We start from the raw sequence: 25,820 nt of genomic DNA, 5'->3' as shown, positions 1-25,820 counted from the left end.
CCTGTACAGACGCGATTAATCGCGTCTCCTAACTCTCTTCCTTCCCCTCAAGTAATCTAGTTGGTTCTCCAGTCGAACCATATAGCTCAACGTATCTTTTAAACAGCAACGCAGTCTCGTGATTGGGAGCTTTGCTTAAATTGAATAAACGCCCTATATTTTTATCAGCTAAAGCTCTTAGATACGGCAAATCTTCAAATAGTGTCAAACAAGAAGCAAAATGCAATATTATTTGTAATAATGGCTTTGGCCACTCTAAATCACTATAAATATCTATAAAAAAGTGATGCTCTAAGTCATTTAACGGGAAAGCATGAAATATAACAAATATCCTTTTGTGATTGTAGACTGGGATACTCAATTCAACAGTGTAGGGAGTATGTAATATTAAATCCACCTCTACAATCGGTTGACGCCAAATTCTCAGAGCATTAGCTGGCGAGTCTAATATTGTTTGGAATTTGATTATTCCACCAGTATTTGTAGGCTGAAAGTGGCTTATTTGAAAAATTTTCAGGTTATTAAGGCTAAAGCTATGAACTGTTTCCAAATGCCTTAAATTTAATAAATGATAAATTTGACAAATATAAGGAAACGGTAAAATATACTCCTGGCTAATCATGTGGAGCTTTTTTAATTGAAGCTTATTAGCTTGAGTACGATCAAGATATTCTTGATATTGGCTAGGGCCTAAATCATTGCTATTGAAGCTTTCCTCCGGCTTGAGGTATAGCCAACTCACAAAAAAGAAAAAGGTTGTAAATAGCTGAAATATTTCTATAGGAGATAAATAACCATCAGCAAATACAGCTATGCTTCTATCGCTTATTCCGAAAAGCCAAGATGGAATACCAAATAGCCAGATATTACTTTTGATTTTATCTATAAAAAGTGCTATCTCAACATTTGAGACATAGCTACCTTGATTTATACTTAATTTATCCTTTTTTTTTAAACAATTAAGAAACATAATCTGATTTTACTTAATAGTAGTAATTCATAGAAGTTAGATTTATTTTAAGTTTAAATCCAAATATATAGTCACAACCTCTATCTTTAGTTGTATATACAAATTTGATTTACTCAGATGCACTTAAAAGAAGTTCTCATGAGCCAGGCTAAATAATACAAGTCATTGTTATATGCATATTCAGCTGCAATAAAATTCTTTTAAATCTTGCTATTAAAGGATTCGATATTGTATTCTCTGATGCATAAATTAAAAGTAACAACTTTGCTACAATATTTCTGCTTGCTGAGTACAAAATTTAAATTATCTGAATTTTACAAAAGCGGTATATAGATATTTAGATAAAAAAGTTGATTTTTCCTGATATGAGAAATTTATCTAATACCGTTTCTTTGTTAAAGCTGCATATACTCCCGGCTATGCCGTCCCCCCTTACCAAAGGGGACTATCGCAACTATGCTCTCCTTACCAAGAGGGAGACGCCGATAGGCAAAGGAAATTTGTGTAACTTCATAGAGTAAACGGTATTGAAGCACTAACAATAATTATTTGCAATAATTTTTTTAATGTTGTAAGCTTTTCTCAAGTATATTGAATATCTTTATCAATAAATTTTTACAGGAGGTTTGACACACTGGTAAGCCTGGCTGGAAAAATCAACTGCAATCAGATATAGCAACTTGTAATTATTAGTTACAAAAATTATTAATTAGTGAATTGAGAGTTTATTCTATTTACAGGAAAATCAGGATGTCTAAACTGCCGGATGTTCTTTGGTTAAATACAAGCCCTAGTTTGCAATACTTTGCTCAACCCCTGCTTTGTTATTTATCATCTCAAGTGACAATTCAAGAGTGGAAATATTGCCAAAGTCAAGATGAAGTAAGTTCACTAGATGCTGCTGTTGTTCTGCTTCATGACTATCTCAAATCTTACAATCGACCTGTTCACCTGATTGGTCATAGTACAGGAGGATTACTAGGGCTACTCTATAGCCGTCGCTATCCTGAAACAGTTAAGTCTTTGACGCTATTAGCCGTGGGTGTTGATGCGGCGGTTGATTGGCAAGCTCATTATTATATTCACCGTCAGTTTTTAAGTCGCCAAAAACTTTTAACTGATATGGTTTACAACTTATTTGGTTATCAAGATAAATGCACTCTCAAGAGTCTGACACATCTTTTGGAGCAAGACTTAGATTGTTCGCTCTCTCCTCATTCTCTGTTTGAGAGAGTGAGTATAAAGGCAAACGCAGTTTCAGTACCTTTGATGCTTTGTAGTAGCTTAAACGACATTGTTGTGGAACCAGAGGCACTACAAGGATGGCGATCGCATTTGAAGGAGGGCGATCGCCTCTGGTATTGTTTAGAAGGAGGGCATTTTTTTCACTTTTCCCAATATCAGCTTGTAGCAGAACAGCTACTCGACTTTTGGAAGTTTATATATGTGTCAGATTCGCTGTATGCTTGTTTGCGACTTTAAGTATTAGATGAAAATATATCTAAAGTTAAGTATTAGATGAGAATACATCTCAAGAAAGATGCGCCAAGTCAAACAATTGTGAGAGCTTAATCATGTCCTAAATTATTCCAGGAAAGTCTAAGAAATGGTTGTAGCTTTAGATGATACCAAGCGTAGCGCCATTGCTACAGAACTAGCAGATTTGAAAGCTATACAAGAGTTGCTAATTGCTAATGAACAAAAAGTACTACCTGCCGTAAGCAACGATCAAGAAATTAGCAAGCGCCTAAATGACTTTCTCAAAGATGACCAAGAAAATCTCACAGTGATCGAGGGAGTTATTTCAAAGTTTGGTGGTGGTTCAGCACAGCCTAGAGACACAATACAGCAGTACGTCGAGCAAGTAAACCGTATAATAGATGGGAATGAGCTGACACTTTACCAAAAGGTTTCTATTCACGAAAGGATTAAGCACCAAGCCGTAATGACTGGCTTAATTATCCATAAGGCTTCACAGGTGGTTGGTGATGATGTCAAAGAAGCTATTGGGCCACTTAATCAAGTGAACTTTGAGAATCGTGCCCATCAAGAACAGTTGAAAGGTGTGCTAGAAGTGTTAGGTACAAGAGAACTTACAGGTCAAGACCCAGATCAAGGTGTTTGGGCGCGGACTCAAGATGCTGTTGCAGCTTTGAGAGGTGTATTTGATGGTCTAACAAAGTAGAAAAGTAGGCTGTTAATACAATGCACCACTCCCTTAACTTTCAGTTGAGTAAGTAGCAATTAATAAATAATCCGAATAATTCCTTGTGATTTAAGGAAACTAACAGCGATCGCACTCAGTTTGAGATAAAAACTGAAATGCGATCGCTTTTTTTAGGAAAATATGTCGGAAACTCAGAGAGGTTAGGAGATGGTTCATCTGATATATACAGCTGATGTCCTAGTTGTCGGTGGGGGAACTGGAGGCACTGCGGCTGCTATCCAAGCGGCGCGACGGGGAGCCAAAACGATTCTGGTGAGTGAATTTCCTTGGTTGGGAGGAATGCTGACTTCGGCTGGAGTATCCGCACCCGATGGCAACGAATTAGAAGCCTTTCAAACGGGATTATGGGGTGCGTTTTTGCAGGAATTGCGACAACGACAGCCCGGAGGATTAGATAACAGTTGGGTAAGCTTTTTTAGTTACGATCCTCGGATTGGGGCAGAGATTTTTGCAGATTGGGTGCAAGAATTGCCAAATCTGGACTGGATTTCTGGACAAGTGCCAATAGAAGTGTTTCGCCAAGGTGATTCTATTATTGGTGTGCGCTTTGCTGATTTTGCTGTCACAGCCAAAATTATTCTCGACGGCACAGAATTAGGAGATTTATTGGCTTTAGCTGAGATACCTTACCGATGGGGTTGGGAATTGCAATCTGAGTGGGGAGAACCCAGCGCACCAGTGGCTTTTAACTCTTTAACTGAAAGATATCCGGTGCAAGCGCCCACTTATGTACTGATTATGCAAGACTTTGGTGAAGCGAGTGCCCCAGAAATTCCGGCTGCACCTAACTATAATCCATCCCAGTTTACAGGTGCTTGGGATGGCTATGGCGCAGAGACATTTTTGAATTATGGACGTTTGCCTGGTGGCCTGTTTATGATGAATTGGCCAATCTGTGGCAATGACTACGGCGAAGGAGTAGAGCGGTTGATAGAGTCAGATGTATCCAGACGTGAATTCATTCAAGAATCTCGCTGGCACAGCCAAAATTTTGCCCATTTTATCCAAAATCAGCTTGGTCGTCGTTATGGTTTAGCAGAAAAAGTATTTCCTCACGCCCCTACAGCTTTTGCACTGCATCCCTATTACCGGGAAAGCCGCCGCTTAGTGGGGCTAACTACTGTCCGAGAACAAGATATTTTGCCGATCGCTGGAGGTAGAGTTGCATCTATATATAATGATGCGAGGTTTTGCGTAGGCGTAGCCCGCCGCAGGCATCGCAAAGCGTCTTTGATAGGAGAAGCGTTCGCCCTACAGCCCTTCGGGCATCCTACGGCAGGCGTTTGCGAAGCAATCGCAGTTGGTAACTACGCCAATGACCATCATTATCCTGGTATTCAATTCCCACTGCAACCTAAATCTATTCGGTGGGGAGGACGCTGGACTGGAACTCCTTTTACAATTCCTTACAGTTCACTAATTCCAGCCACAACAGATGGTTTCTTGGTTTGCGAAAAGAATATTTCTGTCTCCCACATTGCCAATGGGGCCACTAGATTACAACCTGTGGTTATGGGCATTGGTCAAGCCGCAGGGATGGCAGCAGCGATGTGCGTTGAGTTAAACTGCCAGCCGAGGGATTTACCTGTTAGGGCGCTGCAAACGGCTTTATTAGAAGATAATCGCTCAAAAGCAGCAATTATTCCTTTATTTAATCTTCCACCCAATCATTCGGATTGGCTGCACTGGCAATTGTATTACTTAAATAACCCACAAGCCTATCCAGCTAGTGGTGATTGCCCTTGCCCATCGTGGAATCAGTACCCTGACTCTGCTTTTGGCAAGGCATTAATTCGGGAAAGTAACTGTTCCCAAGGCATTTTCTACCGCTTGGATCAGCAGGAATACAGATTCACTGTCACAGCACCAGCTGCATATCAAGGGCAAAATTGGCAGCTTGTGACTTTGCGATCGCATATCGACGAGCAATTACGCGCTTATCCTCACGAAAAATTAGTTACATTGTGGGGTCATCAGAACCACTTTGGTCATTGGTTATTAGTCGAACATTTAAACGGACGATAAGAAGAGTTTATTTTCAGTAAAGCAGAATACTTTTTGATGAATTGTCCGGATATTAATCAAAAAGCTAAGTATCAGTGAAGTGGAGAGTTCCAAAATAGACATCTGCTATGCGTGCTGCCATTTCTCTTTTAGTCTCAAGTCTGGTGTTCGGCCCCTTAGCTTCTAACTGCCAAGCAATGGTCAATCACTTATCCTATGGGCTGCCTTCCACGCCTGCTTCGGAACAGTGGCTCTCGGCGGCATCTGACCAACAAGCTTCAGATGATGCGCCACGTCATCGCGGTAGTGGGCGTAGAGAAGTGACGTAAAAATCCGAAAATATTTATGTTGTGGTTTAACTACCGTAGGGTAATGCCTTTTTTTCAAAGCAAACAAAGTACCAGAAAACACAGCGTTGTGCTAACATCGGTTACACAGGTTTTCTGGCACATATATATACAGTTGACACACGAAAATCTTCAGCGATCGCTTAGTCTTTCAACTGTAAGCTTTGTATATATAGTTGGCGTCAATCCTAGCGATCAAAATGCAAATTAAATTAAGTGCCTTGATCAACAGCATCACCAACTTCTCAAAAGGTACACAACTGCTCATATTCGATAGAAAGCTTTGCGTCTCAATCCTCAACTGTTCCAGAAATAGATGTTACTTAGGCTATCAGTTAATCTAAAGCACATCTAATTCAGACACCTTACTTTATTCCCAAATCGGTTTTCTCATATATTGAGTAGCTGGCTATCTACATCAGGAAATAATTGCTCTTCGTTTTGGCATTTGTTTGGCGTCCTTTGCCTAAGCACAAAACCTCTTGCGCTGCATCTGAGCTTATCTATAGTAGAGATTTGCACAAGTAGTAGAGGTTTATTACACTTGGCAGCAAATCTTGCTATTTTTGACTTTTGACTTTTGTCTTCCCCAAAGGAACTGACCTACTCTTGCCCCTGGTTCCTTCTTCTTGCAGATGGCTCCCGACGAAATAAACATTAAGAAGAATCTGCTAGCCCCTCTTAGTCCTCTTAAATTATTCTACATCCAAGGGCAGATGCAAAATTTTGCATTTGCCCTTTTTAGGTAAAGTTTATTTAAAGATAAGGAAATGAGAAGGTTTTATCTCAAGTTGGCTTATGAGCAATGAAATACTTACTCATAAAATGAACTTGCATCTCAATATTCTCAAAGCCTACTCTCTGTAAACGTTCTAACAAGTTATCCGTGGTGTAATTCCTGTAATAGGGTTCATGGAATGTTTCAGGAAAAGAATCCATTATATGTTCCAACTCAGGTGAATCACTCAACTGAATTGAGTCACAGAGAATAAAGACTCCTCCTGGTTTTGTCACCCGGAAGCATTGCTCAATGATACTTTGACGTGCGATCGCTGGTAACTCATGGAAAAGAAAAACAGAAGTTACAGCATGAAAATAGTTATCTAGATAGGGTAACTCTTCAGCATTCGCTTGTAAAAGTTGCGGCAATTCTCCTGGAATTTGGGATAGTAGTTCATTTGCTTTACGCAAATAAGCTGGTGACAAATCCGTACCAAACAGAGATGCTTGAGGCAAGGCTGCCCGAATCAACTTTAGAGTCCGCCCAGTTCCACAAGCTACATCCAAAATACGGGTTTGCCGTGGTGCAACTGAATCAAAAGCTTTTAGTCCTTGCTTGAGCGGAGCGAGAATCCGCCGCCGCATTGGATCAGCTGCCCCACCAAAAAGAATTTCTACTTGTAAGTCATATAAATTGGCTGACAAATCACTCAAGTAGCCATTGCTTTGGTGATGGAAGTTCTGCACGTAGTAGCTGGGATAACCATCTGTATCAATTTCAGGCGAAAAATCTTGGTAATTCTGTTTTTGAACCCGCTCCCACGTTTTAGGGGAATCTAGCCATACCAAAGGATAGTAGCGGAAAAACTCATCCCAAGGGTTGTCAAACAGCAAACTTTCCGGGTACACGCCTTTTTCGGCATCTTGCCAGTCTGCTTCTAGCAACTCATTCAATCTCTGTTGAAGTTTGAGTAAAAGCTCATTCGGGATAGGTTTGGTCTTTTGTTCAAGTGTCGGATACACCAGGTTCCTCAACCGTGAACTTAATATTTTGTGAGCCAGACCAAAGTAATTTTTGCTCTGCTGAAAGGTTTGATAAGTCAGTTTAGTTAAACTCTCAGGCATAAAAATAGCTCAAGTTTTGATAACTTCTATGTAAATAATTGTAACGAATAAATTACCTACTGTTGGAAAGGTAAAGGCTCGCAGTTGAGACAAATCTGAAGCCAGATGATTTTAGCCATCAACGGTAGATTAGGGAAGATTTTTCGAGCTTTGGGAAAAAATACCTGATATTGTCAGCAAAGCCAAACATAAATTTTTATAAAAAGTAGCTTATGTTACAGAATTTTTGTTATAGTACTTTCTAGAGCAACCAAAAAATATATAACAAAATAAAGAGGACTATGGTTATGTCTATCGCAGATAAATCTCGTGCGTTAATGGTGCGTGAACATCAGCAAGTCAAGAATCGCCAACAATCAATGCTGATGCGGGCTGCACAAGAACTTGGTCTTCCTGAAGAAGCATCTCACTACTGGAACCCGATTCAAGGGAAGGTAGATGCTAACACTCGGATGATTTATGGGCCAAGTCATGCTTCCATGAGCTAAGTTTCAAGAGTTTTAAAGTTGATTTTTGAGTGAATGTCTCAACTGACAACTCTGAAAAAAAAAGCCACCCTAGAGTAGAGGGTGGCAAAACTTATATATTTAGATAGATACGGTACTTAATTAAGCATCGTAATAGAGATAAAACTCGTAGGGATGAGGGCGCAGCTGTAACTGCTTGACTTCGTTACCTAGCTTGTAGTCAATCCAATTTTCGATAAAGTCTTCCGTGAACACGCCTGATTCTGTCAAAAAGGCATGATCTTTTTCTAGTGCTTGCAACGCCAGTTCTAAAGAACCTGGAGTTGAAGGAACCTTTGCCAGTTCTTCTGGAGAGAGTTCATAGATATTCTTATCTAAGGGTTCACCAGGATGGATTTGGTTTTTGATGCCATCGAGACCAGCACAAAGCATTGCAGCAAATGCCAAGTAGGGGTTAGAAGTAGCATCTGGACAACGGAATTCTAAACGCTTGGCTTTGGGGTTAGTGCCAGATAAAGGAATACGGATAGAAGCAGAACGGTTCCCTTGGGAGTAAGCCAAGTTCACTGGTGCTTCATAACCAGGTACTAGGCGCTTGTATGAGTTGGTGCTGGGGTTGGTAATTGCCAACAGCGCTGGTGCGTGTTTGAGAAGACCACCAATGTAGTACAATGCCATATCGCTCAAACCAGCATACTTATCACCTGCGAACAGAGGTTGGCCGTCTCTCCAGATGGATTGGTGACAGTGCATTCCCGAACCGTTATCGCCAAAAATTGGTTTTGGCATGAAGGTGACGGTTTTACCGTATTTTTTGGCAACGTTTTTGATGACATATTTGTAAATCATCAACCAGTCAGCCGCTTCGATCAACTTCCCAAACTTGAAACCTAGTTCACACTGACCACCAGTGGCAACTTCGTGGTGATGCTTTTCAATGGGTACACCTAAATCTGCCATCGTCAACAGCATCTCTGTACGGATATCTTGGAAAGAATCCGTCGGTGAAACTGGGAAGTAACCTTCTTTGAAGCGTGGTTTATAACCTAAGTTGGGTTTTCCTTTTTCATGTTTACCAGAATTCCAAGCACCTTCTTCAGAGTCTAAGAAGTAGTAGCCTTCGTTGGCGGTTTGGGCAAACCTAGCACTGTCAAAGATAAAGAACTCAGCTTCAGGGCCAAAGAAGGCTGTGTCACCAAGACCAGTGGAAATCAGGTAATCTATTGCTTTTTGGGCAATAACGCGTGGGCAACGATTGTACCATTCACCCGTACGGGGTTCCTTAATACTACAAATTATACTTAGCGTTGGCACTTCCATGAATGGGTCGATCCAAGCAGTGTTGGGGTCGAGTACCATCGTCATGTCCGATTCGTTGATCGCTTTCCAACCCCGAATGCTGGAACCGTCAAAAGGTACGCCATCAGTGAATGCAGTCTCATCGATTTGGTTTTGGTACAGTGTGAGGTGCTGCCAAGTCCCTACTGTATCAATGAATTTGAGATCAATCAGTTGAATTTTTTCATCTTGAATTCTCTTCAAGACTTCTTGCGGTGTTGTCATTGTTACTCCTTCTCTACCAATTTCCTAAAGTAAACCAGAATCTTACATTGCATCCTAACCCTGCTGATCTCAATCAGGCCGTGACACACCAGAAATATCTTAAATAGTAGACATTAGGGGATTTTGTAGCTTATGTTACAGATATCTGGATTGTCAGGTTATATTAACCTTTCAGCGATCATCTGTACAAAACTGGAAAGTTCATCATATAGGGGTCAACTTTGGCATAGAATCCATAGATAGTGGATAAATTGTTTTTGTGCCGAATCTATTTTTAATAGCACAAAAATTTACTGGTGCATAAGTGCAGCCAAATAAATATCAAACCATAAATAGTAATGATTGGGAGAAGAAGGAATGCGCGATGCGGTAACAAGTTTAATTAAGAATTATGACTTAGCTGGTCGGTATTTTGACCGGAATGCGCTCGATAGCCTGAAGTCTTACTTTGACAGTGGTACAGCACGAGTACAAGCGGCGGCGGCGATAAACTCTAATGCAGCTGCACTTGTCAAGCAAGCTGGTTTAAAGTTATTTGAAGAACTGCCAGAATTGATTCGCCCTGGTGGAAATGCTTATACAACTCGTCGTTATGCAGCTTGTCTGCGGGATATGGACTACTATCTGCGCTATGCCACCTATGCGCTGGTTGCTGGAAACACGAATGTTTTGGATGAGCGTGTGCTACAAGGGCTACGGGAAACTTATAATTCTTTAGGAGTGCCTATTGGCCCTACAGTTCGTGGTATCCAGATTCTCAAGGATTTGATTAAGGACCAAGTGGCAGCAGCAGGTGTGGGTAATACTGCTTTTGTGGATGAACCATTTGATCACATCACACGCGAGTTGAGCGAACAGGATATTTAGCATCTATTTCTAGTGACTAGAAATCGCAGAACTATACAAACAAAGTTCGCATAAGTGGGCTTAGTAAATATCGCACTTTGGCTCGATTGGCAAGGTGCGTTTACTTTTATTAATACAAAAATTTTTTGTTTGACAAATTAATTAGTAGTACTGGGAAAATTTTATACCTGCTATTTTGATGTTTATTATTGATATAAATAATTTTTGGCAATAGTTCTATGAGTATTAATGATCTAGAATTTCTGCATGGTGCAGCTTTTCTTCGACTCCTCAAAGGAACATCTTATATATCTATCAGTTATTTAGCTTATATTCATTCATCTCTTTATACTATAAAAAGCTCAAATCAAGAATCAGCTATCCTATTTAAAATATCAAAAAAACCTACTTCTTCTTGGTCATTTAGCTTCAGTTTACAGGAAGAAAATGCGTTAACAAGGTTTCATCAAACTTATCCTGATGTCAAACTCTTTATAGCATTGATTTGTCATCGTGATGGCGTTTGTTGTCTATCAGAACAACAACTATGGACAATTATTGATCCTAGTGAGGGTTTAGCCAAGCAGCGTGTTTCTGTCAAAAGACAACTAAGAGGGAGTTATTATGTTAAAGGTACGGGGAGAGTTCCCTTAGAGCAGACAGTCCCTCAAAATAATTGGCCTGACGTAATTTTATCAACATCAAATAACCTATGACACCTACTCAGATCAAAACTAATGGCGACTGTATTGATAGATTAATTAAGAGATTAGAGAAAGAAATTGGATTAAAAGAAGCAAGTAAACTTAAAGAAACGGCTATTGAAGTTGTACAAAATTGTGTCAGATTTTATTCAGAAAATTTCGGTCATGGTGATGTAGGGGAAAATAGTACAGGTTTAGTGAGCCAACCTTATAAGGGACAAGATCCTATTCCTAATGGGACAACTGGACTTATTTATGGTCGAGTTCAAAGTGGTAAAACTAACACAACTATTGCAACCTTAGCACTGGCTCATGAAAATAATTTTCGTTGTTTTATTATTTTAACCTCTGATAATACATGGTTAGGAAAACAAACGGCTAATCGTTTTAATAATCAAGTTCAGGCAGGCCCTGTTTTCTTTGATTGGGAAGCATGGAAAAAAGACCCCGATGGTTTTGCAGAAACTAAAGTTGCACCCTATATCAAAGATACAGGTGTTGTTTTAGTTTCTACAAAAAACGGTCATCACTTAGATAATTTATTAAAGGTTTTAAAAGCAGCAAAAATAAAATATGTTCCTACTTTGATTTTTGATGATGAAGCGGATAACGCTAGTTTAAATACGAATGAATCTAAACAAGCTAAAAAAGGAAAAGATGCGATTGATGATAGTAAAATTTTTGAGACAATAGGTAAAGTTCGTCAAGAGGTTGCTAATCATATTTATATTCAAATTACAGCGACTCCTCAAAGTTTATTATTACAAAAGCTCTCTCAGCCTTGTAAGCCACAATTTTGTGCTGCATTACCAGAGCCGGGAGATAGTTATATGGGAGGTGAGTTATTTTTTGCTGAGAAAAGTAACTACTCTTGTATTGTAGATGCTGGAGAAATTAATGAACTTAAGAAACAAAAATGTACAATAAATCCGGGGAATAAATGGATAATTCCTGAAGGATTACGACTTGCACTTTGTTGCTTCTTCTTAGGTTCAATCTACAAAATGTTATCTTCTGGAAAAGAAAATGATAAATATTCTTTTCTTGCTCATGTTTGTTATAAGCAAGATATTCATAGTGTATTAGAAAAAGTGATTAGTCAATTTGTAATTAATTTAGATCAAGCAATTAGAGAAAAGAGTTCAGATACAGAAAATAAACAAGCTCGGAAATGGTTAGAGCAAGCTTACAAGGAGCTAAATAAAACTGCTGATAATTTACCTCCAATTATTGAACTTATAAATGAGTTAAAAATTCAACTAAGACGTGCAATTCCTAAAATAGTTAATGCAAATAACCCTGATAAAGAGCCTAACTATAATCCTGGCATGAACATATTAATTGGGGGTAATAGATTAGGAAGAGGTGTAACAATTGATGGGTTAATGGTAACTTATTATGGGCGAGATGCAAAACAGAAAGTAATGGATACAGTTCATCAACACGCTCGAATGTATGGTTATCGTTCACAATTAAAAGATGTAACTCGCCTCTTTTTACCAGAACATATATTAGACGCTTTTCGTTCTATTCACGAAGCAGATGAAGCGATGCGGCAAGCAATTGGAGATGATATTCATAATATCAAACTACAACCTGTTTGGATAGGAGGAAATCTTAAACCAACTCGTTCTAATGTTTTAGATCTTTCAGTAATTGATGTATTAGTACCAGGTTCATTAGTTTTTCCTCAAAGTCCAGCCTATAAAAAAGATGAAATCGAGGATAATTTCAAAGAACTTGAGAGCCTTTTAATAAATTACCAAGACGATACTCAATATTATGAAGTTGATATAGAATTTATCATTAAAATACTCAATCATACAAAAAGTCATTATGTACTATCGGAAAAATGGGAAGATAAACGTATTATCAAAGGATTAACAGATATAAAATCAAAGGGTATGACAAAGGGTCGTTTAAATGTTCGTAGAGGAGAAAGAAATAAAAAACAAGGATTAGATATGAAAAGACAAGAGCCTTTTAAATGGTCACAATTTGGCTTTGGTTCAGGTAATTGGTCAAAACAAGCTAAAGAAGAAAATCCTGATGTACCAACTTTAATTATTTGCTATCAAAAAGGAGAAAAAAATACAGGATGGGATGGTCATCCTATATATCTACCTATGTTAGTTTTACCTAAACAAAAATTTGTTTTAATGTTTAATTATGATGAGGATGAATAAGTGATATTTTGAATTAGCGATCGCACCTCTGTAAAATAGTTTTTTTGCTAGATTAAAGCTGTGTGATTGGAGTTATCTTCGACTAATGCTAGCCAGAGATATCTATCATGCCGCAGTTATTAAAGCACTTACAGCAGATGGTTGGACAATAACCAACGATCCCTTATACCTCGCATACGGAGGTAGAGAACTTTACGTAGATATTGGAGCAGAAAGAGTTACCATTGCTGCTGAGAGGGATAATCAAAAAATAGCTGTTGAAATTAAAAGTTTTCTGAGTCCTTGACGAGCAAATTCTTCTTTGCTGTAACGAGGTTGTCTTAATGACATAAGAAATCTTCCGTAGTCTTAGGCCACTGGTTAGGAAAGAAAAAGTCCTTTAGCGTTATTTTAAGCTTAACAGTTGAATTCGACTGGCTAAGGAAGCGATCGCTCATAGATTAAACGCATTAGCTTATGTTATCTGAACTAGAACCGCCATAAGCCACAATAGAAGTTGCCGAGCTTTGAGGCGCTGATTATGGAAGAATTATTAATCCTAAAAGACTTACTTGTTAAAGGCGATGTTCAAGGAGCATTGATTATAGTTGAAGAATTAACAGAAATGAGCCGAAATGACATCATCAAGGCGATTCGTAGCTATGCAGTGATTTTGCTGTTGCATCTGATTAAACAACAAGCTGAAAATCGCACGACTCGCTCTTGGGAAGTCTCTATTCGGAATTCAGTTCGGGAAATTCAACGAGAAAATAAGCGGCGTAAAGCGGGAGGTTATTATCTCACGCCAGAAGAATTGTTAGAAACCTTAGCAGAAGCCTATTTAAATGCCATTGATGAAGCAACGCTAGAAGTAGAAGAAGGTCGTTATGAGCCAGAAGAATTAGAAAAGCTGGTTAACCAAGAAGAAATTATCAATCGTGCTTTGGCTTTAATCTTACCAGGAGAGTCTAATTAATTGGCTAAACAGCGACTCGACACACTATTAGTAGAGTTAAATTTATGTTCTTCTCGCGCCTTAGCACAACGGCTAATTCAGGCGGGGGAAGTTACTGTTAATCAGCAGTTGGTTGATAAACCTGGTACTGAAGTTGATATTACTGCTCAAATAAATATTAAGGAGCGATCGCCTTTTGTTTCTAGAGGTGGTGAAAAACTCTCCAAAGCTTTGTCAGTATTTGCCATTCCCGTAGCAGAGCGTATTTGTTTAGATGGTGGGATTTCTACTGGTGGTTTTACTGATTGTCTTTTACAAGCTGGAGCAAAAAAAGTTTACGGTATTGATGTTGGTTACGGACAAGTTGACTGGCTCTTAAGAAATGATTCGCGGGTGATTTTGCGGGAACGCACCAATTTACGGCAACTACGACCAGATGAGTTATATGGCGAAAACGACCCGATTCCTGATTTGGCGGTGGTCGATGTATCGTTTATTTCTTTAACGAAGATTCTGCCTGCTTTGTGGCAACTAACTCAAGCTAATCGAGAAGCTGTATTGTTAGTCAAGCCACAGTTTGAAGTCGGCAGATCCCGTGTGGGTAAAAAAGGCGTTGTGCGCGATCCAAACGACCAAGCTGATGCCATTTTTCAGGTGTTGCAAACCGCCCACGAATTAGGATGGAAATACAAAGGCTTAACTTGGTCGCCGATCACTGGCCCTGCTGGGAATATTGAATATCTTTTGTGGTTGGGAATCGAAAGTGAAACGCCACCACCTGATTTAGAGGCAATCAAGCAAATAACGCAATCAGCAACAACTGATTTACGGAAGAGTTAAACGTCGTAGATTAGACATTCTACGGAATCAGGATGGGTATCGCAGTAGTTTTCCAAAGAGGTTTTCTTTGATTTTGCTTGCTGTTGATCAGCTTTCTCAGCTTGTAATTCTTCTACAATGTCCCAGGCTACGGCACAATCAGCAGAATTGCCATCTAGCTCACAAGTTGTGCGGGCTTCAGTAATGGCGTCAGTAATGGCTTGTTCCATATTTGCTGCCCCAGCAGTTTCAAATGAGTTTAGGGTATTTGTCATGATACTTTTACCTTTAATTTACAGAGATAGATATTAACTGTGAGCTTTCAATGACCCCAAAAAGCTCACCCTCGGGGTTCGCCAGTCCCTCTTTGTTGGAGCAAGAAGACCGGGCTGGCTCACATTACCAGTTTAGATAGGCTTCCCACAATAGGTAGTGGTAAACACCGCCATCTTTTTAGCAAATTTGAGTGGGAATTACCCTCTTATCATCTTTGATTCAAAAAGCTAAGGAAATTCCACTAGGTGCAGTCAGTGCTAGTGATGGTCATGTTCTCAGTCTTGCATCCCAAATTCGGAATGTCAGTCAATTGTCAGAAGAGTTTGATATAAGTTGATAATTAATTATAAACGGCAACAAAGGCGAAACAATTTTTATTGATTCTCAATACTTTATGCCTAACTCTTGTCGCAACCGATACAGAATTGTATTTTGGTCAACTTGAGAGAGAATTTCTTGAATGACGCTGCTAGCGCCTAACTGTCCCCAAGTGCAGCCTTTTTCGAGATACACCTGAGCGGCTTTGCCAATGGAGTATGCACCATAACCGGCGATACCAGCTTGAGCGATCGCACTGCCAGCAAAGGCAGTAATATTGCTGGGATTGTCACCACTGGTTATTGCAGCAGTACTTTTACCCAAACCCAAAAGCAAACTGCTACCTAATTCTCCCAGCAATAAGCCACCAGAACTAAATAAAATCGTTTTTAAAATTTTCCCGGCTTGGTAACTAGTCATCGGCAAACCATACAACCTAGCTAGAGCGCGAATTAAAGCCAAATCGGCAACAGTTCCGCCAAGGATATCTAAAAAGGCGATGGGATTGAGCATTACTGCCAAAGCTTTGTATTTGGTAAATTGCCAAATGATATTTTCGGCTTCTTGTTCGCGTAAATCAATGGTTTTTTGAGCGATCGCGGCTTCTGCATCCCGTGCTTGGATCAGTGCATTTAAAGCCAGAAGCGATCGCCCTTCCCGATTGAGAATATTCAGAATTGTCTCTTTGAGTTCATCTACTTGCGGTGGTGGTGTCTCCCATTCATAACTGACACGACCATCAGGCCACTCAACCCGCACTTCCATTGGTGCTGGTTCCGCCGCCACCATGACAATTTCATCAGGTAGTAGAGGTTTCCTTTGAGGATGTCCTGCACCTAGTTGTTGTAAATTTTGGTAAATCGCTCCCTGATCTGTATCTGGGTAAAGGTCTATCTTGTTAAACACCAAAATCAAGGGTTTTTGCGATCGCCGCAATTCCAGCAGTGCTTGATACTCAGTGCGGCTGATATCACCAGAAACGACAAATAAAATCAAATCAGCCTGATGTACTACTCCTCGCGCCATATCCGCCCGTGACTCACCCTCAATTTCATCTAATCCGGGGGTATCAATTAACTCTACTAGTACCTTACCCCCTGGCTGCCAACGAACGGAACGGGGCCATTGAGTGACACCGTTCAGGGGCCCAGTTTGGAGAATCTTCTCTCCCAGTAAGGCATTCAAAACTGCCGATTTACCCCGACTCACTAAACCAAAGGCAGCAATTCTAATAACGTTAGAGTCCAGTTTGTTGAGTGTGGAATTCAAAGCTTCCAATTCTGGTTTCAACAAACCTGCCAATTCCGGGTTGGATGAAAGCTGTCCTGACTTACGAAGATATCCATACCAAGACAGCGCTTGTCTGAGACTGGCGCGGGCACGATTTAAGTGAGTTTCTTGAAGATTTCGCACGAAGTTAGGTTGATTCAAGGTTGGATAAACAACAGGCTACATATCCATTTTGATCTAATTCCTAGACTGTTAGCCTATTTTGTCAAATTAGACAATTGTTCTGATGATTTGCATACCTCTTAGTGCAATGTCCATTCAGAACATGGGATCTGTGTTGATTATCCCAACACTTGCGATCGCGCCAGTTTCTCCCAGTATATTTACATTCAGATGCATCATCTATTCAAGGAATCGATGTAGAGTGGTGCAAGGTTCCAATGGAAGCGGATAAGCTAGCAGTGAATAAGGGCAATAAGAAGGATAAAGTTATCAATGTAAGAATCGGTAGAGTGATTAAATATCCAGTGAGCAGCACAATGTTAGTCGGAGTCAAAAAAATCTGCATATTTTATTATTTCTTTGATCAGTTTTCAAGCTAGTTTTTGAATTAGAGAAAAGCATAATGCAACCCTAGTAATGCCAGTTTATATAGCAATTCCATTTGCTTTCTAAAAGCCAAGCTGACTGAGAGCTAGCCGGATCAGCTTTTTGCTCTCAGTATATATATTTGACAAAAATCAAATAGGAGTTATATATAAGTATGGATTTTTAGGTAAGAACAAAATAAATACTAATACAAGTATAGATTCTGATTTAATTTAGAGTCTATTCTAATGCAAAGAAAGATATCCTTAACCTACAGCCTGCTGCCGTCCATGTTGTAAAAACCACTTATACAACTCTGGATTATTATATGTCTGCGTCCAGGAGTCGTGATTGGCTTCTGGGTAAACTGTAAATTTCACATTCCCGTCGCGGGCTTTGAGTGCAGAAACCATGATTTCAGACTCGCTTAAGGGAACTACATTATCTTTGGCTCCGTGAAATGCCCACACAGGAAGATTTTTCAGATTACGTGCTGCTTGTGGGTTACCACCGCCACAGATAGGCGCGATCGCAGCAAATCGTTCTGGCTGTGCTGCTGCTAAATGCCATGTTCCGTAACCACCCATGCTTAAGCCAGTCAGGTAAACTCGATCTGGATCAATAGGATAGGATGCAATAACCTCATCCAGAAGGGCACTCAATCGATCTACATTCCAATATTCACCGCGCGGACATTGGGGAGAAATGACAATAAAGGGAAAATCCGGCTGTTGTTCTACAATCTTGGCGACGCCGTGCCTTTTCAGATTATCTAAGTTAGAACCTCTCTCACCCGCACCATGTAAAAACAGGATTGTTGGCAAAAGTAGCTGTTGTATTTCGTTGCGTAGGCGTAGCCCGTCGTAGACATCGCCTGCGTCTGCATGTACCCTATCCGGCAAAAATACTAGGTAGTTGTAGCTGTCAATAGAACTAACTTGTCGTTGTCGTGGCGGCATAGCATTAAAAAATTTTGTTAGTTCAATCTTTGCGAACAGCAATAGTATAACTTGGCCTCTGTGTTGCTTCTCGTTGAGTTTTAACTAACCGAAAATCATTATCTATATATAGATGCTCTAAAAAAGAAGTAGCTAGGTAGGCTTTTTCAAATTTCTTGACAGTATTTCTGTCCATATCTTTTAATTTGAGTTCTTGCCGTAAGTCTATGTTTGACGCTGCTTCCTTAAATTTAGATTCGACTGTTGTTGTAAACCACTCGTCTGCATCGTCAATTGTCAATGGAATTTCTCTATTCTTCAATGCTTGGAATATTCCAACATTTTTAATATCCCACTGCTCATCTCTAATGGAATACTTTTGCAACACCATTAAATCGTAAGCTGGTAGTTTTAATGCAAATTTTTGCCAAAAACCAGACTGATGTCCTGGTGCATAGCGGGCAATATTTGCATAGTAACCATCATTATGAAAAATTTGGTAAGACTGCTCGTGTATCCTACCAGGTAAAATATCTTGAAAAGGTATAGTAGACCATATTGGCACCCATACTCCCGTGACGATCGCCACTTGCTCTGCAACTTTGCCAAAAGGGTTACGTCGGCTCAACTCTGCAAAATATGGTGCTAATTCATTTTTATAAAATTCTACTTTGGTCTTTAACGGCTCTACATCGTGGCCCTTAACAAGTTCTAAAATTTTATTTTTAATTTCTGGCGTACTAAAATATGCCAACTCTTTGGTAGTTGTGACATTTGCCATTACCGTCTATCCTGGGAGAATTTCCAGATTTTGATTGCGTAATTAATAGATATGGGGACACAAAGAAACAACTCTCCCTATCCCTGTATCCCCGTGTCTCTTCAATGAAGGACTATCACCAAATTCGATTTCCATTTTCGTCAAGTCGTGCTGCCCGAATTACGTCAGAAATTTCTTCAGCATCTTTAACGTGGTGGAGTGCTTTCTGTGTGCCGTCGGGTTCATCTACAACGAAGTAAGTTGGGACTGTGATTTTGTCGCCTGTAATATCTGGTACATCATCCACAGCTACCTGTTTAGCCTTTTCTTCAACAGATTGAGACTCATCAGCAATTCTATCTCCAGGATTCGCTGTTAAGTTTCTTTCATTGACGTTCGGTTCTTCGCGTAAATGTGTATCTTCACTTACTGGTTGATTAATTTGATTTTCTTGATTATTCTCAGTCATGGCTTTTTCAGATATTGAAAAATCTAGCTTTACTAATAACACCTTAGAAAATCGAGGGTACAAAGAGTTCTTTCTCTGGAGAGACTTTGAGAAAAACACGTCTTAGGTTAGATATTTACTCTGATGAATTTACTCCTTTAGTTGAAATCGGGTATATTTCCCCCCTAATGCTTCTACAATTGTACGGGGATTCGCCTCTATCATTTTGATGTAAGAATCTCCTGGACTTCCCTTAGCGCCAATTGAATCAGAATAGAGTTGATTTGGTGCTAATTTTACCCCTGCTTCTTGGGCAAGAGTTTTAATTAAAGCGGGGTTAATTGTAGTCTCAGCAAAAATTGTAGAAACGCCAATTTTTTTAATTGACTCCACCAATCGCTGGACTGTTTGAGCGCTTGGTTGTTCTTCGGTACTAATGCCAATTAAAGTAGCTGCGATCGCAATTCCATAAGCATGTCCATAATATTGGAATGCATCATGGGTTGTCACCAGTTTGCGCTTATAGCCAAATTGACTGGACTTACCCCGCTACCGTCTGGGATGTAGTCATGATGGGACGGGTAAAGAAAACAGGCTCGTTGCGTAGCTTCTCGACAGTTAGCCGCCAAGTAGCAAAAAACGCCATAGCAAAGAGTTGGGATGAGCGAATATTGCGATCGCCTGCAATCATCCAGACTATTTTTCCTGCCTACAGTTGTGATACAACAAATCATTCCTAGTTCAGTTAAGCTGGCAACAGCAGTTTCATCCTCAAAACAATGACAGCAAGTAGTCCCACAATTTTAGCCCTAGACTTTGATGGAGTCATTTGCGATGGACTAATTGAATATTTTGAGGTAGCATGGCGTACCTACTGTGAAATTTGGTCTTTTGCTAACGACACACCACCAGATGATTTAGCTTTAAGATTCTATCGCCTACGACCTATAATTGAAACGGGTTGGGAAATGCCCGTTTTAATCAAAGCCTTGGTAGATGGAATTCCTGATGAGAAAATTCTTCATGAATGGGCAAGCATCGCCCCAAAACTTTTGTTAGATGACAAGCTGCAAGCAAAAGAAATTGCTGCGAAACTAGATAACCACCGGGATGAATGGATTACCACCGATTTAGCCGGTTGGCTAAGTCTGCATAGATTTTATCCAGGTGTAGTAGAAAAAATCAAATTAACTCTTGACAGTGGAGTTAAGCTATACATTGTGACAACTAAAGAAGGGCGTTTTGTCCAGCAATTGTTGCGACAAGAAGGAGTGAATTTACCAGCAGAAGCAATTATTGGCAAAGAAGTCAAGCGTCCTAAATATGAAATTCTGCGAAATTTAAAGCCGGAAGCAGAAAACAAGGCAGTTAGTCTCTGGTTTGTAGAAGATAGACTCAAGACTTTGCAGTTAGTCCAACAGCAAGCAGACCTTGAAGATGTGAAACTCTTCCTCGCAGACTGGGGTTATAATACCCAAGCAGAACGGGAAGCCGCCCAAAATGATCCGCGAATTAATCTGCTATCACTATCTCACTTTTCCAAAGATTTCTCTGCTTGGCTTTAAATATATGAAATACGTTGCAATAATCTCTTGATACCTTTACCCTAAAAGGGCTTGTCATTGTCCAGATTTCTGTAATAGTCAAATTGTTGCGTTTATCGATATCCCGCCAGGAACTTAAGTTTCTGGCTTATAACCCAAGTCCACTCAAGTGGACTGAAATCATTTATTTAGTCGTCTGAAGAGAATTTTAGTCAAAAACCATAAACTGCGTAGTGGTCTGTCCCATTAACTTTGATGAGTTCGTAGTAAGCACAAAGCGTGCTTAAAAATCCAGGAATAAAGTCCTGACTACGAACTTTTTCACCCCTCAGAATTAATGATATAGACTAGTAGGTTGGGTTGAACTTTAGTGTTACCCAACAAACCATCGAAAATGTTGGGTTTTGTTCCTCAACGCAACCTACGATTCGACGATTCTCCTTAACCCAAGCGTATTAAGATATATAGCAAAGATTAGAAACTAGAAGCTTACGTTTTTCGATTTAGGTGAAATAATAACTCATAACTATTCATTCCTCACTTAGCACTTACTTTTATGCTTGACCTTACAAAACTGGCGCGACAAATGCAGGGTTTAAGTCAGCATCTTACTTTAGAAGCTGTTGCCAGTCGTCAGCGTTTAGAATTGGCGCAACAACATCTTAAAAATGCTTACGAGTCTCAACAAGATTTAATCGATCGCCAGGAAAAATGGCGCGATCGCATTCTCTTTGCTAATGCTACCCCAATTGAGCCGTTAGAAACCTGCATTGATATCCCAGTTCCTCCAAAAATTCATACTGTCATCGCTACCGATGGTTCCCAAATTGCCCCCAACCATCACGAAATTGCTTACTGTTATCTTTTAAATATCGGTAGAGTAGTTTTACACTACGGGCAAAATCGTCATCCGTTACTCGATAGTTTGCCAGAGGTATTTTATCGCCCGGAAGATTTATATATGTCTCGGCAGTGGGGAATTAGAACCGAGGAATGGATGAGTTTTCGCCGCACTGCTTCAGAAACAACGGTGTTGGCAGAACTTGCATGTGCAGCCAAAGGGGAAGCACCAGCATTGGCGATGGTAGATGGTTCCTTAATTTACTGGTTTTTAGAACAATTGCCACTGGATGCACGTGATCGCATTTTACCCCCCATCCTGGAAGCTTGGCAGCAAATGCGTGATGCTCAAATTCCATTGATGGGCTATCTTAGCGCCTCTCGCAGCATCGAAACAATGAACTTTTTACGCTTGTTAGCTTGTCCTCATCCAGCGCCAGACTGTAAAACTTATTGCCCAAATCAGCTAGAAAAAGTAGCTTGTAAAATTTTTGAACAGCTGCGAGATACTTCTGTTTGGGCAACCCGACTCAAACCAGGACAACGCAGTACCTTGTGGCGAAGTAATTCCCCCATTCTCGAACTCTACGGAGACCAAACCATTTACTTTTGCTATGTCCACGTTGGGACTGAAATCGCCCGGATTGAAGTTCCAGCATGGGTAGCAGAGAATGTAACCATATTAGACCAAGCATTGGGGCTAATGCTAGCACAAGTCCAAAAAGGATATGGCTACCCAGTAGCGATCGCAGAAGCCCATAATCAAGCAGTGGTAAAAGGTGGCGATAGAACGCGTTTCTTTGCCCTCCTCGAACAACAAATGATTAAAGCTGGTCTGAAAAATGTCGGAACTTCTTACAAAGAAGCCAGAAAGCGGGGCAGTATTGCTTAGGAACTATTGCAGCCATCCGAATTCATGGTGTTTACATGTATTTCCGTTAGTAGCACTGACACGTCAGCCAAGTTAGAGATAGCAAAACAGGCACAATACCCTGGCAAACAATCTTAAGCAGATTAAGGAATTGATGCTGTTAAGCAAAAGGTGCTGCCCTTATATCAATTCTGTATGAAGATGCGCCAAACTACGTCAAACTTATAGATGGGTGCATTTAGTAATTTTGTTATGAGTCGTCCATTTCAAATCGAGATTTCAGAAAGCCAAGAAGAATTGGAGAAAGCTCTCAGACATGCCACACAAGCAAGCAGCATTCGATTGATTGCAAATGCTTTATTGGCTCAAGAGTGGGCAAGTGAGCAGCAGGCGATCGCGCTTGTGAACGTTAACGCCGTGATGAAGCAACCATAACTCGTTGGGTGAGGAAGTATAAAGACGAAGGACGAAAGGGCTTGCTTGAAGTCAAACATGCACCCGGAAAAGTTCCGATCATCAGTGGTTCAGACTTAGAACGCTTGAAACAGCAGTTGCAAGAATCATCTGGGTTTCAAAGCTATGGCCAAATTCAACAATGGCTCAAGAGCGAATTAGGGCCTTTCGATTGCCTACAAAACGGTCTATGAAGTTGTTCACAACCGTTTGGGTGCGAAGTTAAAAGTGCCTCGTCCTCAAAGCATCAAACAACAAGAGTGAAAGTCTATCTCACTTTAAAAAAAACTTCCTTTAGCATTCAAATTCTTACAGGAGGAAAATGGAAGCGGCAAACGATTGAGGTACTTGTGTCAAGATGAAACACGTTTAGGATTAAAGACAATTGCAGGACGTTTAATCACTGCTAAAGGGGTTAAACCCGTGGGCTTAAGTCAATGGCAACGTGAAAATTTTTATTTATACGGAGTTGTAGAACCCCTAAGTGGATACAGCTTTTTCTATGAGTTTCCCTACCTCAATGGGGAAGCAGTTTCCAACACTTTTTGGAGTTACTCTCTGCTGATCTTGGCGATGATATCGCGGTTATCCAGTTCGATCAAGGGGCTTTTCACAAAGCGAAAGCTCTCGATTGTCCAGATAACATTATCCCGATTTTTCAACCTCCTCACTCTCCCGAACTTAACCCAATTGAGCGGTTTTGGGAATTTCTCAAATCTAAACTCCAAGCTTGAAAATTGTAAAACCCTCGCACAACTACAGCAGAAGTTAACTGATGCCCTCAAAGCAATTACACCTGAGATGATTGCTTCTCTTACTTCTTACGACTTTATCCTTGAAGCCTTATTTAGCGCAGCTTCATAAAGAATTGGTATTACATAACACTTCTTATCTTTCATTCAAAATATAAATGTTTACTTTACACCTTTTTTGGGAAACCTTTATTTAGTAGGGAATTAAGTCAACAGCTAGCTAGCTTATTCAGTAAAAAATAGTAGATAATTCTTGCATTTAATATTACGTTTTTTACGTATTTATTCGGAAAATAAACAGTCTTTATGGAAACTCATATTAGGCAGTTTCTAGCTCAATAATATTCCATTGAGATCGTTATTAAATTTGCGAAAAACGTATTCACTTATTTTAACTATAAAAAAAATTATACCTAAACAAGTGATGAAACTAGTATCAAGTATTTATGAATATTTTGACTAATGCAATCGATGCTTAAGAAGAGTCAATGGTTAATTTAAAAACAACTGAGAAACCGCAAATTATAATTCGGACTTAAATTTTAGACAGGAAATTCGTTGTAATCCGAATTGCTGACAACGGATTAGGGATAGAGGAAGACATTAGAAAACGCTTATTTGATCCCTTTTTCACAACAAAACCAGTGAGTAAGGGAACAGGGCTAGGGCTGTCTAATTAGCTACCAAATTGTAGTAGAAAAACATGGTGGAATTTTGAATTGTCTATTAGAACCAGGAAAAGGCACAGAATTCTGGATTTAAATTCCAATTTAAACAGAATTTAATAAGCCCCGCAGAAAAAGTCTGGTGAGTTTACTTGTATTTTATTAAACTTTGAGCCTGCCCAAATGCAACATTACACCGATTTTGCAGTGGAATTATTCGGCTTCTTTATTTAAAGTACAATCCTCATACTCAAATCCAACCACTTCGACTGAGTAATAGGCGCACTGCTAGAAATATAGTCAACACCCGTTTCCGCCACGCCGCGAATCGTTTCCAAAGTCACATTCCCCGAAGCTTCAATTTTCACCCGGCTATCCTGCTGGCGAATCAACTGCACCGCCTGACGCATCATATCCAAAGGCATATTGTCCAACATAATAATGTCAGCTTTGTGCTTCAAAGCTTCTTTTACCTGCTCTAAACTTTCCGTCTCTACCTCTATAGTTAAGGGATAAGGAATCTGAGAACGAATACAGGTAACAGCTTCTCCAATTCCCCCAGCCGCCGCAATGTGATTATCCTTAATCATCACGGCATCATCCAACCCCATGCGGTGATTAATCGCCCCACCCAAAGCAGTTGCGTACTTTTCCAACAGTCTCAGCCCTGGTGTAGTTTTACGCGTATCCACCAACTGAGCAGGCAAATCCGCAATTTTCTCTACATATATATTAGTTAGCGTAGCAATCCCACTCAACCGCATAGCCAAGTTGAGCGCGACTCTTTCCCCCATAAGCAGTGCATCCAGCGAACCATGAATTTCAGCTACTACCTGTCCCGCCTCACACCATGTACCTTCAGCCACAACCCCCACAAAACTGACTTTTTCATTCAAAATCTGAAACACCCTAGCTGCAACTAGTAAGCCAGCAATTATCCCAGAAGCTTTAGCTACCCATTTAGCCAAACCTAGCGTCACATCTTCTACTAGTAGGGTATTTGTTGTGCGATCGCCCCTGCCAATATCCTCCATCAACCAGCCACGCAATAATGGATCTAAAACCAGCCAGGGCGGCAAAACACCAGAATTCCTCACAACTTTATTACTTCCTTAGTGATTTACAAGAATACTATAGCCTATAACCCTTACTCACTAAGGCTTTTATGGAGACTCAAAAGCAGTCCAAAATATTTTTGGAAAAATAGTTGACAGGCTTAAGCAGG

At 40.0% G+C, this 25,820-nt stretch carries 26 protein-coding genes and 3 pseudogenes; 19 read left to right on the top strand and 10 right to left on the bottom strand.

Annotation, left to right across the window (positions count from 1 at the left end; genetic code table 11):
• Positions 1 to 28: 28 nt before the first annotated feature.
• A complete protein-coding gene (locus ACFFAP_RS04895; protein WP_375510168.1) occupies positions 29 to 970 on the bottom strand; it encodes a hypothetical protein in 942 nt (313 codons plus the stop codon).
• 750 nt (positions 971 to 1,720) lie between these two features.
• Here ACFFAP_RS04895 and ACFFAP_RS04890 point away from each other — a divergent pair.
• From ACFFAP_RS04890 to patX, 4 genes are all read left to right on the top strand, one after another.
• Positions 1,721 to 2,452, top strand: coding sequence for an alpha/beta fold hydrolase (locus tag ACFFAP_RS04890; protein ID WP_375510167.1), 732 nt, complete (start codon positions 1,721 to 1,723; stop codon positions 2,450 to 2,452).
• A 124-nt stretch (positions 2,453 to 2,576) separates the two neighbouring features.
• Entirely contained in the window at positions 2,577 to 3,155 is a 579-nt protein-coding gene (locus tag ACFFAP_RS04885; protein ID WP_375510166.1) for a hemerythrin HHE cation-binding protein, read from the top strand.
• 189 nt (positions 3,156 to 3,344) lie between these two features.
• Positions 3,345 to 5,222, top strand: coding sequence for an FAD-dependent oxidoreductase (locus ACFFAP_RS04880; protein ID WP_375510165.1), 1,878 nt, complete (start codon positions 3,345 to 3,347; stop codon positions 5,220 to 5,222).
• A gap of 107 nt (positions 5,223 to 5,329) precedes the next feature.
• Positions 5,330 to 5,530, top strand: coding sequence for a heterocyst-inhibiting protein PatX (gene patX, locus ACFFAP_RS04875; RefSeq protein ID WP_375510164.1), 201 nt, complete (start codon positions 5,330 to 5,332; stop codon positions 5,528 to 5,530).
• 804 nt (positions 5,531 to 6,334) lie between these two features.
• On the opposite strand, the gene ACFFAP_RS04870 is transcribed toward patX, so the two are convergent.
• Positions 6,335 to 7,393, bottom strand: a complete 1,059-nt coding sequence (locus ACFFAP_RS04870; RefSeq protein WP_375510163.1) for a class I SAM-dependent methyltransferase — start codon at positions 7,391 to 7,393, stop codon at positions 6,335 to 6,337.
• Between the two features lie 287 nt (positions 7,394 to 7,680).
• Here ACFFAP_RS04870 and ACFFAP_RS04865 point away from each other — a divergent pair, with 287 nt between their 5' ends.
• Positions 7,681 to 7,881, top strand: coding sequence for a hypothetical protein (locus ACFFAP_RS04865; RefSeq protein ID WP_100899525.1), 201 nt, complete (start codon positions 7,681 to 7,683; stop codon positions 7,879 to 7,881).
• 120 nt (positions 7,882 to 8,001) lie between these two features.
• On the opposite strand, the gene glnA is transcribed toward ACFFAP_RS04865, so the two are convergent.
• A complete protein-coding gene (gene glnA, locus ACFFAP_RS04860) occupies positions 8,002 to 9,423 on the bottom strand; it encodes a type I glutamate--ammonia ligase (protein ID WP_375510162.1) in 1,422 nt (473 codons plus the stop codon).
• 357 nt (positions 9,424 to 9,780) lie between these two features.
• Between glnA and apcB the strand changes: the two genes are divergently transcribed.
• The 6 genes from apcB to ACFFAP_RS04830 all read left to right on the top strand — a co-directional run bounded on the left by apcB (position 9,781) and on the right by ACFFAP_RS04830 (position 14,933).
• Entirely contained in the window at positions 9,781 to 10,290 is a 510-nt protein-coding gene (gene apcB, locus ACFFAP_RS04855; RefSeq protein WP_375510161.1) for an allophycocyanin subunit beta, read from the top strand.
• 218 nt (positions 10,291 to 10,508) lie between these two features.
• Positions 10,509 to 10,985 carry a hypothetical protein gene (locus tag ACFFAP_RS04850; RefSeq protein ID WP_375510160.1) on the top strand — a complete coding sequence of 159 codons (477 nt, stop codon included), beginning with the start codon at positions 10,509 to 10,511 and terminating at the stop codon, positions 10,983 to 10,985.
• Positions 10,982 to 13,159: a Z1 domain-containing protein gene (locus tag ACFFAP_RS04845; RefSeq protein ID WP_375510159.1), complete on the top strand. Its 2,178-nt coding sequence runs from the start codon at positions 10,982 to 10,984 to the stop codon at positions 13,157 to 13,159. The genes ACFFAP_RS04850 and ACFFAP_RS04845 overlap by 4 nt, the downstream gene beginning before the upstream one ends.
• Positions 13,160 to 13,244: 85 nt before the next feature.
• Positions 13,245 to 13,445 carry an element excision factor XisH family protein gene (locus ACFFAP_RS04840; RefSeq protein WP_375510158.1) on the top strand — a complete coding sequence of 67 codons (201 nt, stop codon included), beginning with the start codon at positions 13,245 to 13,247 and terminating at the stop codon, positions 13,443 to 13,445.
• Between the two features lie 234 nt (positions 13,446 to 13,679).
• Positions 13,680 to 14,114, top strand: a complete 435-nt coding sequence (locus tag ACFFAP_RS04835) for a DUF29 family protein (RefSeq protein WP_375510157.1) — start codon at positions 13,680 to 13,682, stop codon at positions 14,112 to 14,114.
• The gene (locus ACFFAP_RS04830; RefSeq protein WP_375510156.1) at positions 14,115 to 14,933 is read left to right on the top strand and encodes a TlyA family RNA methyltransferase; all 819 of its coding nucleotides are present in this window, start codon (positions 14,115 to 14,117) and stop codon (positions 14,931 to 14,933) included.
• Here the strand turns inward: ACFFAP_RS04830 and ACFFAP_RS04825 are convergent.
• On the bottom strand, positions 14,930 to 15,187 hold the full coding sequence (locus ACFFAP_RS04825) for a Calvin cycle protein CP12 (protein WP_375510155.1): 258 nt from the start codon (positions 15,185 to 15,187) through the stop codon (positions 14,930 to 14,932). The two genes, ACFFAP_RS04830 and ACFFAP_RS04825, sit on opposite strands and share 4 nt — an antisense overlap.
• 191 nt (positions 15,188 to 15,378) lie before the next feature.
• Between ACFFAP_RS04825 and ACFFAP_RS04820 the strand changes: the two genes are divergently transcribed.
• Complete coding sequence (locus tag ACFFAP_RS04820; RefSeq protein WP_375510154.1) at positions 15,379 to 15,525, top strand: hypothetical protein; 147 nt, start codon at positions 15,379 to 15,381, stop codon at positions 15,523 to 15,525.
• A gap of 47 nt (positions 15,526 to 15,572) precedes the next feature.
• On the opposite strand, the gene ACFFAP_RS04815 is transcribed toward ACFFAP_RS04820, so the two are convergent.
• The 5 genes and pseudogenes from ACFFAP_RS04815 to ACFFAP_RS04795 all read right to left on the bottom strand — a co-directional run.
• On the bottom strand, positions 15,573 to 16,919 hold the full coding sequence (locus ACFFAP_RS04815) for a GTP-binding protein (protein ID WP_375510153.1): 1,347 nt from the start codon (positions 16,917 to 16,919) through the stop codon (positions 15,573 to 15,575).
• A gap of 671 nt (positions 16,920 to 17,590) precedes the next feature.
• The gene (locus tag ACFFAP_RS04810; RefSeq protein ID WP_375510152.1) at positions 17,591 to 18,283 is read right to left on the bottom strand and encodes a prolyl oligopeptidase family serine peptidase; all 693 of its coding nucleotides are present in this window, start codon (positions 18,281 to 18,283) and stop codon (positions 17,591 to 17,593) included.
• 22 nt (positions 18,284 to 18,305) lie between these two features.
• Complete coding sequence (locus ACFFAP_RS04805) at positions 18,306 to 19,043, bottom strand: hypothetical protein (RefSeq protein WP_375510151.1); 738 nt, start codon at positions 19,041 to 19,043, stop codon at positions 18,306 to 18,308.
• Positions 19,044 to 19,158: 115 nt separating this feature from the next.
• Positions 19,159 to 19,491 (bottom strand): hypothetical protein, encoded by a 333-nt coding sequence (locus ACFFAP_RS04800; protein ID WP_375510150.1) that lies wholly within the window; start codon positions 19,489 to 19,491, stop codon positions 19,159 to 19,161.
• Between the two features lie 129 nt (positions 19,492 to 19,620).
• A pseudogene (locus ACFFAP_RS04795) lies at positions 19,621 to 19,992 on the bottom strand (metal ABC transporter solute-binding protein, Zn/Mn family); the annotation flags it as partial.
• 2 nt (positions 19,993 to 19,994) lie between these two features.
• Here ACFFAP_RS04795 and ACFFAP_RS04790 point away from each other — a divergent pair.
• The 7 genes and pseudogenes from ACFFAP_RS04790 to ACFFAP_RS04760 form a co-directional block, all read left to right on the top strand.
• Positions 19,995 to 20,151: pseudogene (locus ACFFAP_RS04790) on the top strand (manganese ABC transporter ATP-binding protein); the annotation flags it as partial.
• Between the two features lie 98 nt (positions 20,152 to 20,249).
• A complete protein-coding gene (locus ACFFAP_RS04785; RefSeq protein WP_375510149.1) occupies positions 20,250 to 21,035 on the top strand; it encodes an HAD family hydrolase in 786 nt (261 codons plus the stop codon).
• Positions 21,036 to 21,570: 535 nt separating this feature from the next.
• Positions 21,571 to 22,746, top strand: a complete 1,176-nt coding sequence (locus tag ACFFAP_RS04780; protein ID WP_375510148.1) for a DNA double-strand break repair nuclease NurA — start codon at positions 21,571 to 21,573, stop codon at positions 22,744 to 22,746.
• A 231-nt stretch (positions 22,747 to 22,977) separates the two neighbouring features.
• Positions 22,978 to 23,160, top strand: coding sequence for a hypothetical protein (locus tag ACFFAP_RS04775; protein WP_375510147.1), 183 nt, complete (start codon positions 22,978 to 22,980; stop codon positions 23,158 to 23,160).
• Positions 23,161 to 23,201: 41 nt separating this feature from the next.
• Entirely contained in the window at positions 23,202 to 23,372 is a 171-nt protein-coding gene (locus ACFFAP_RS04770) for a hypothetical protein (RefSeq protein WP_375510146.1), read from the top strand.
• A gap of 351 nt (positions 23,373 to 23,723) precedes the next feature.
• Positions 23,724 to 23,912 carry a transposase gene (locus ACFFAP_RS04765; protein ID WP_375510145.1) on the top strand — a complete coding sequence of 63 codons (189 nt, stop codon included), beginning with the start codon at positions 23,724 to 23,726 and terminating at the stop codon, positions 23,910 to 23,912.
• Between the two features lie 455 nt (positions 23,913 to 24,367).
• A pseudogene (locus ACFFAP_RS04760) lies at positions 24,368 to 24,692 on the top strand (sensor histidine kinase); the annotation flags it as partial.
• A gap of 133 nt (positions 24,693 to 24,825) precedes the next feature.
• On the opposite strand, the gene nadC reads toward ACFFAP_RS04760, so the two are convergent.
• A complete protein-coding gene (nadC, locus tag ACFFAP_RS04755) occupies positions 24,826 to 25,692 on the bottom strand; it encodes a carboxylating nicotinate-nucleotide diphosphorylase (RefSeq protein WP_375510144.1) in 867 nt (288 codons plus the stop codon).
• Between the last annotated feature and the right edge of the window lie 128 nt (positions 25,693 to 25,820).

It is taken from the genome of uncultured Nostoc sp. (assembly GCF_964245575.1).
Classification (GTDB): domain Bacteria; phylum Cyanobacteriota; class Cyanobacteriia; order Cyanobacteriales; family Nostocaceae; genus Nostoc.
The sequence above is the reverse complement of the archived record's forward strand: the minus strand, read 5'-3'. Positions and strand labels throughout refer to the sequence as shown.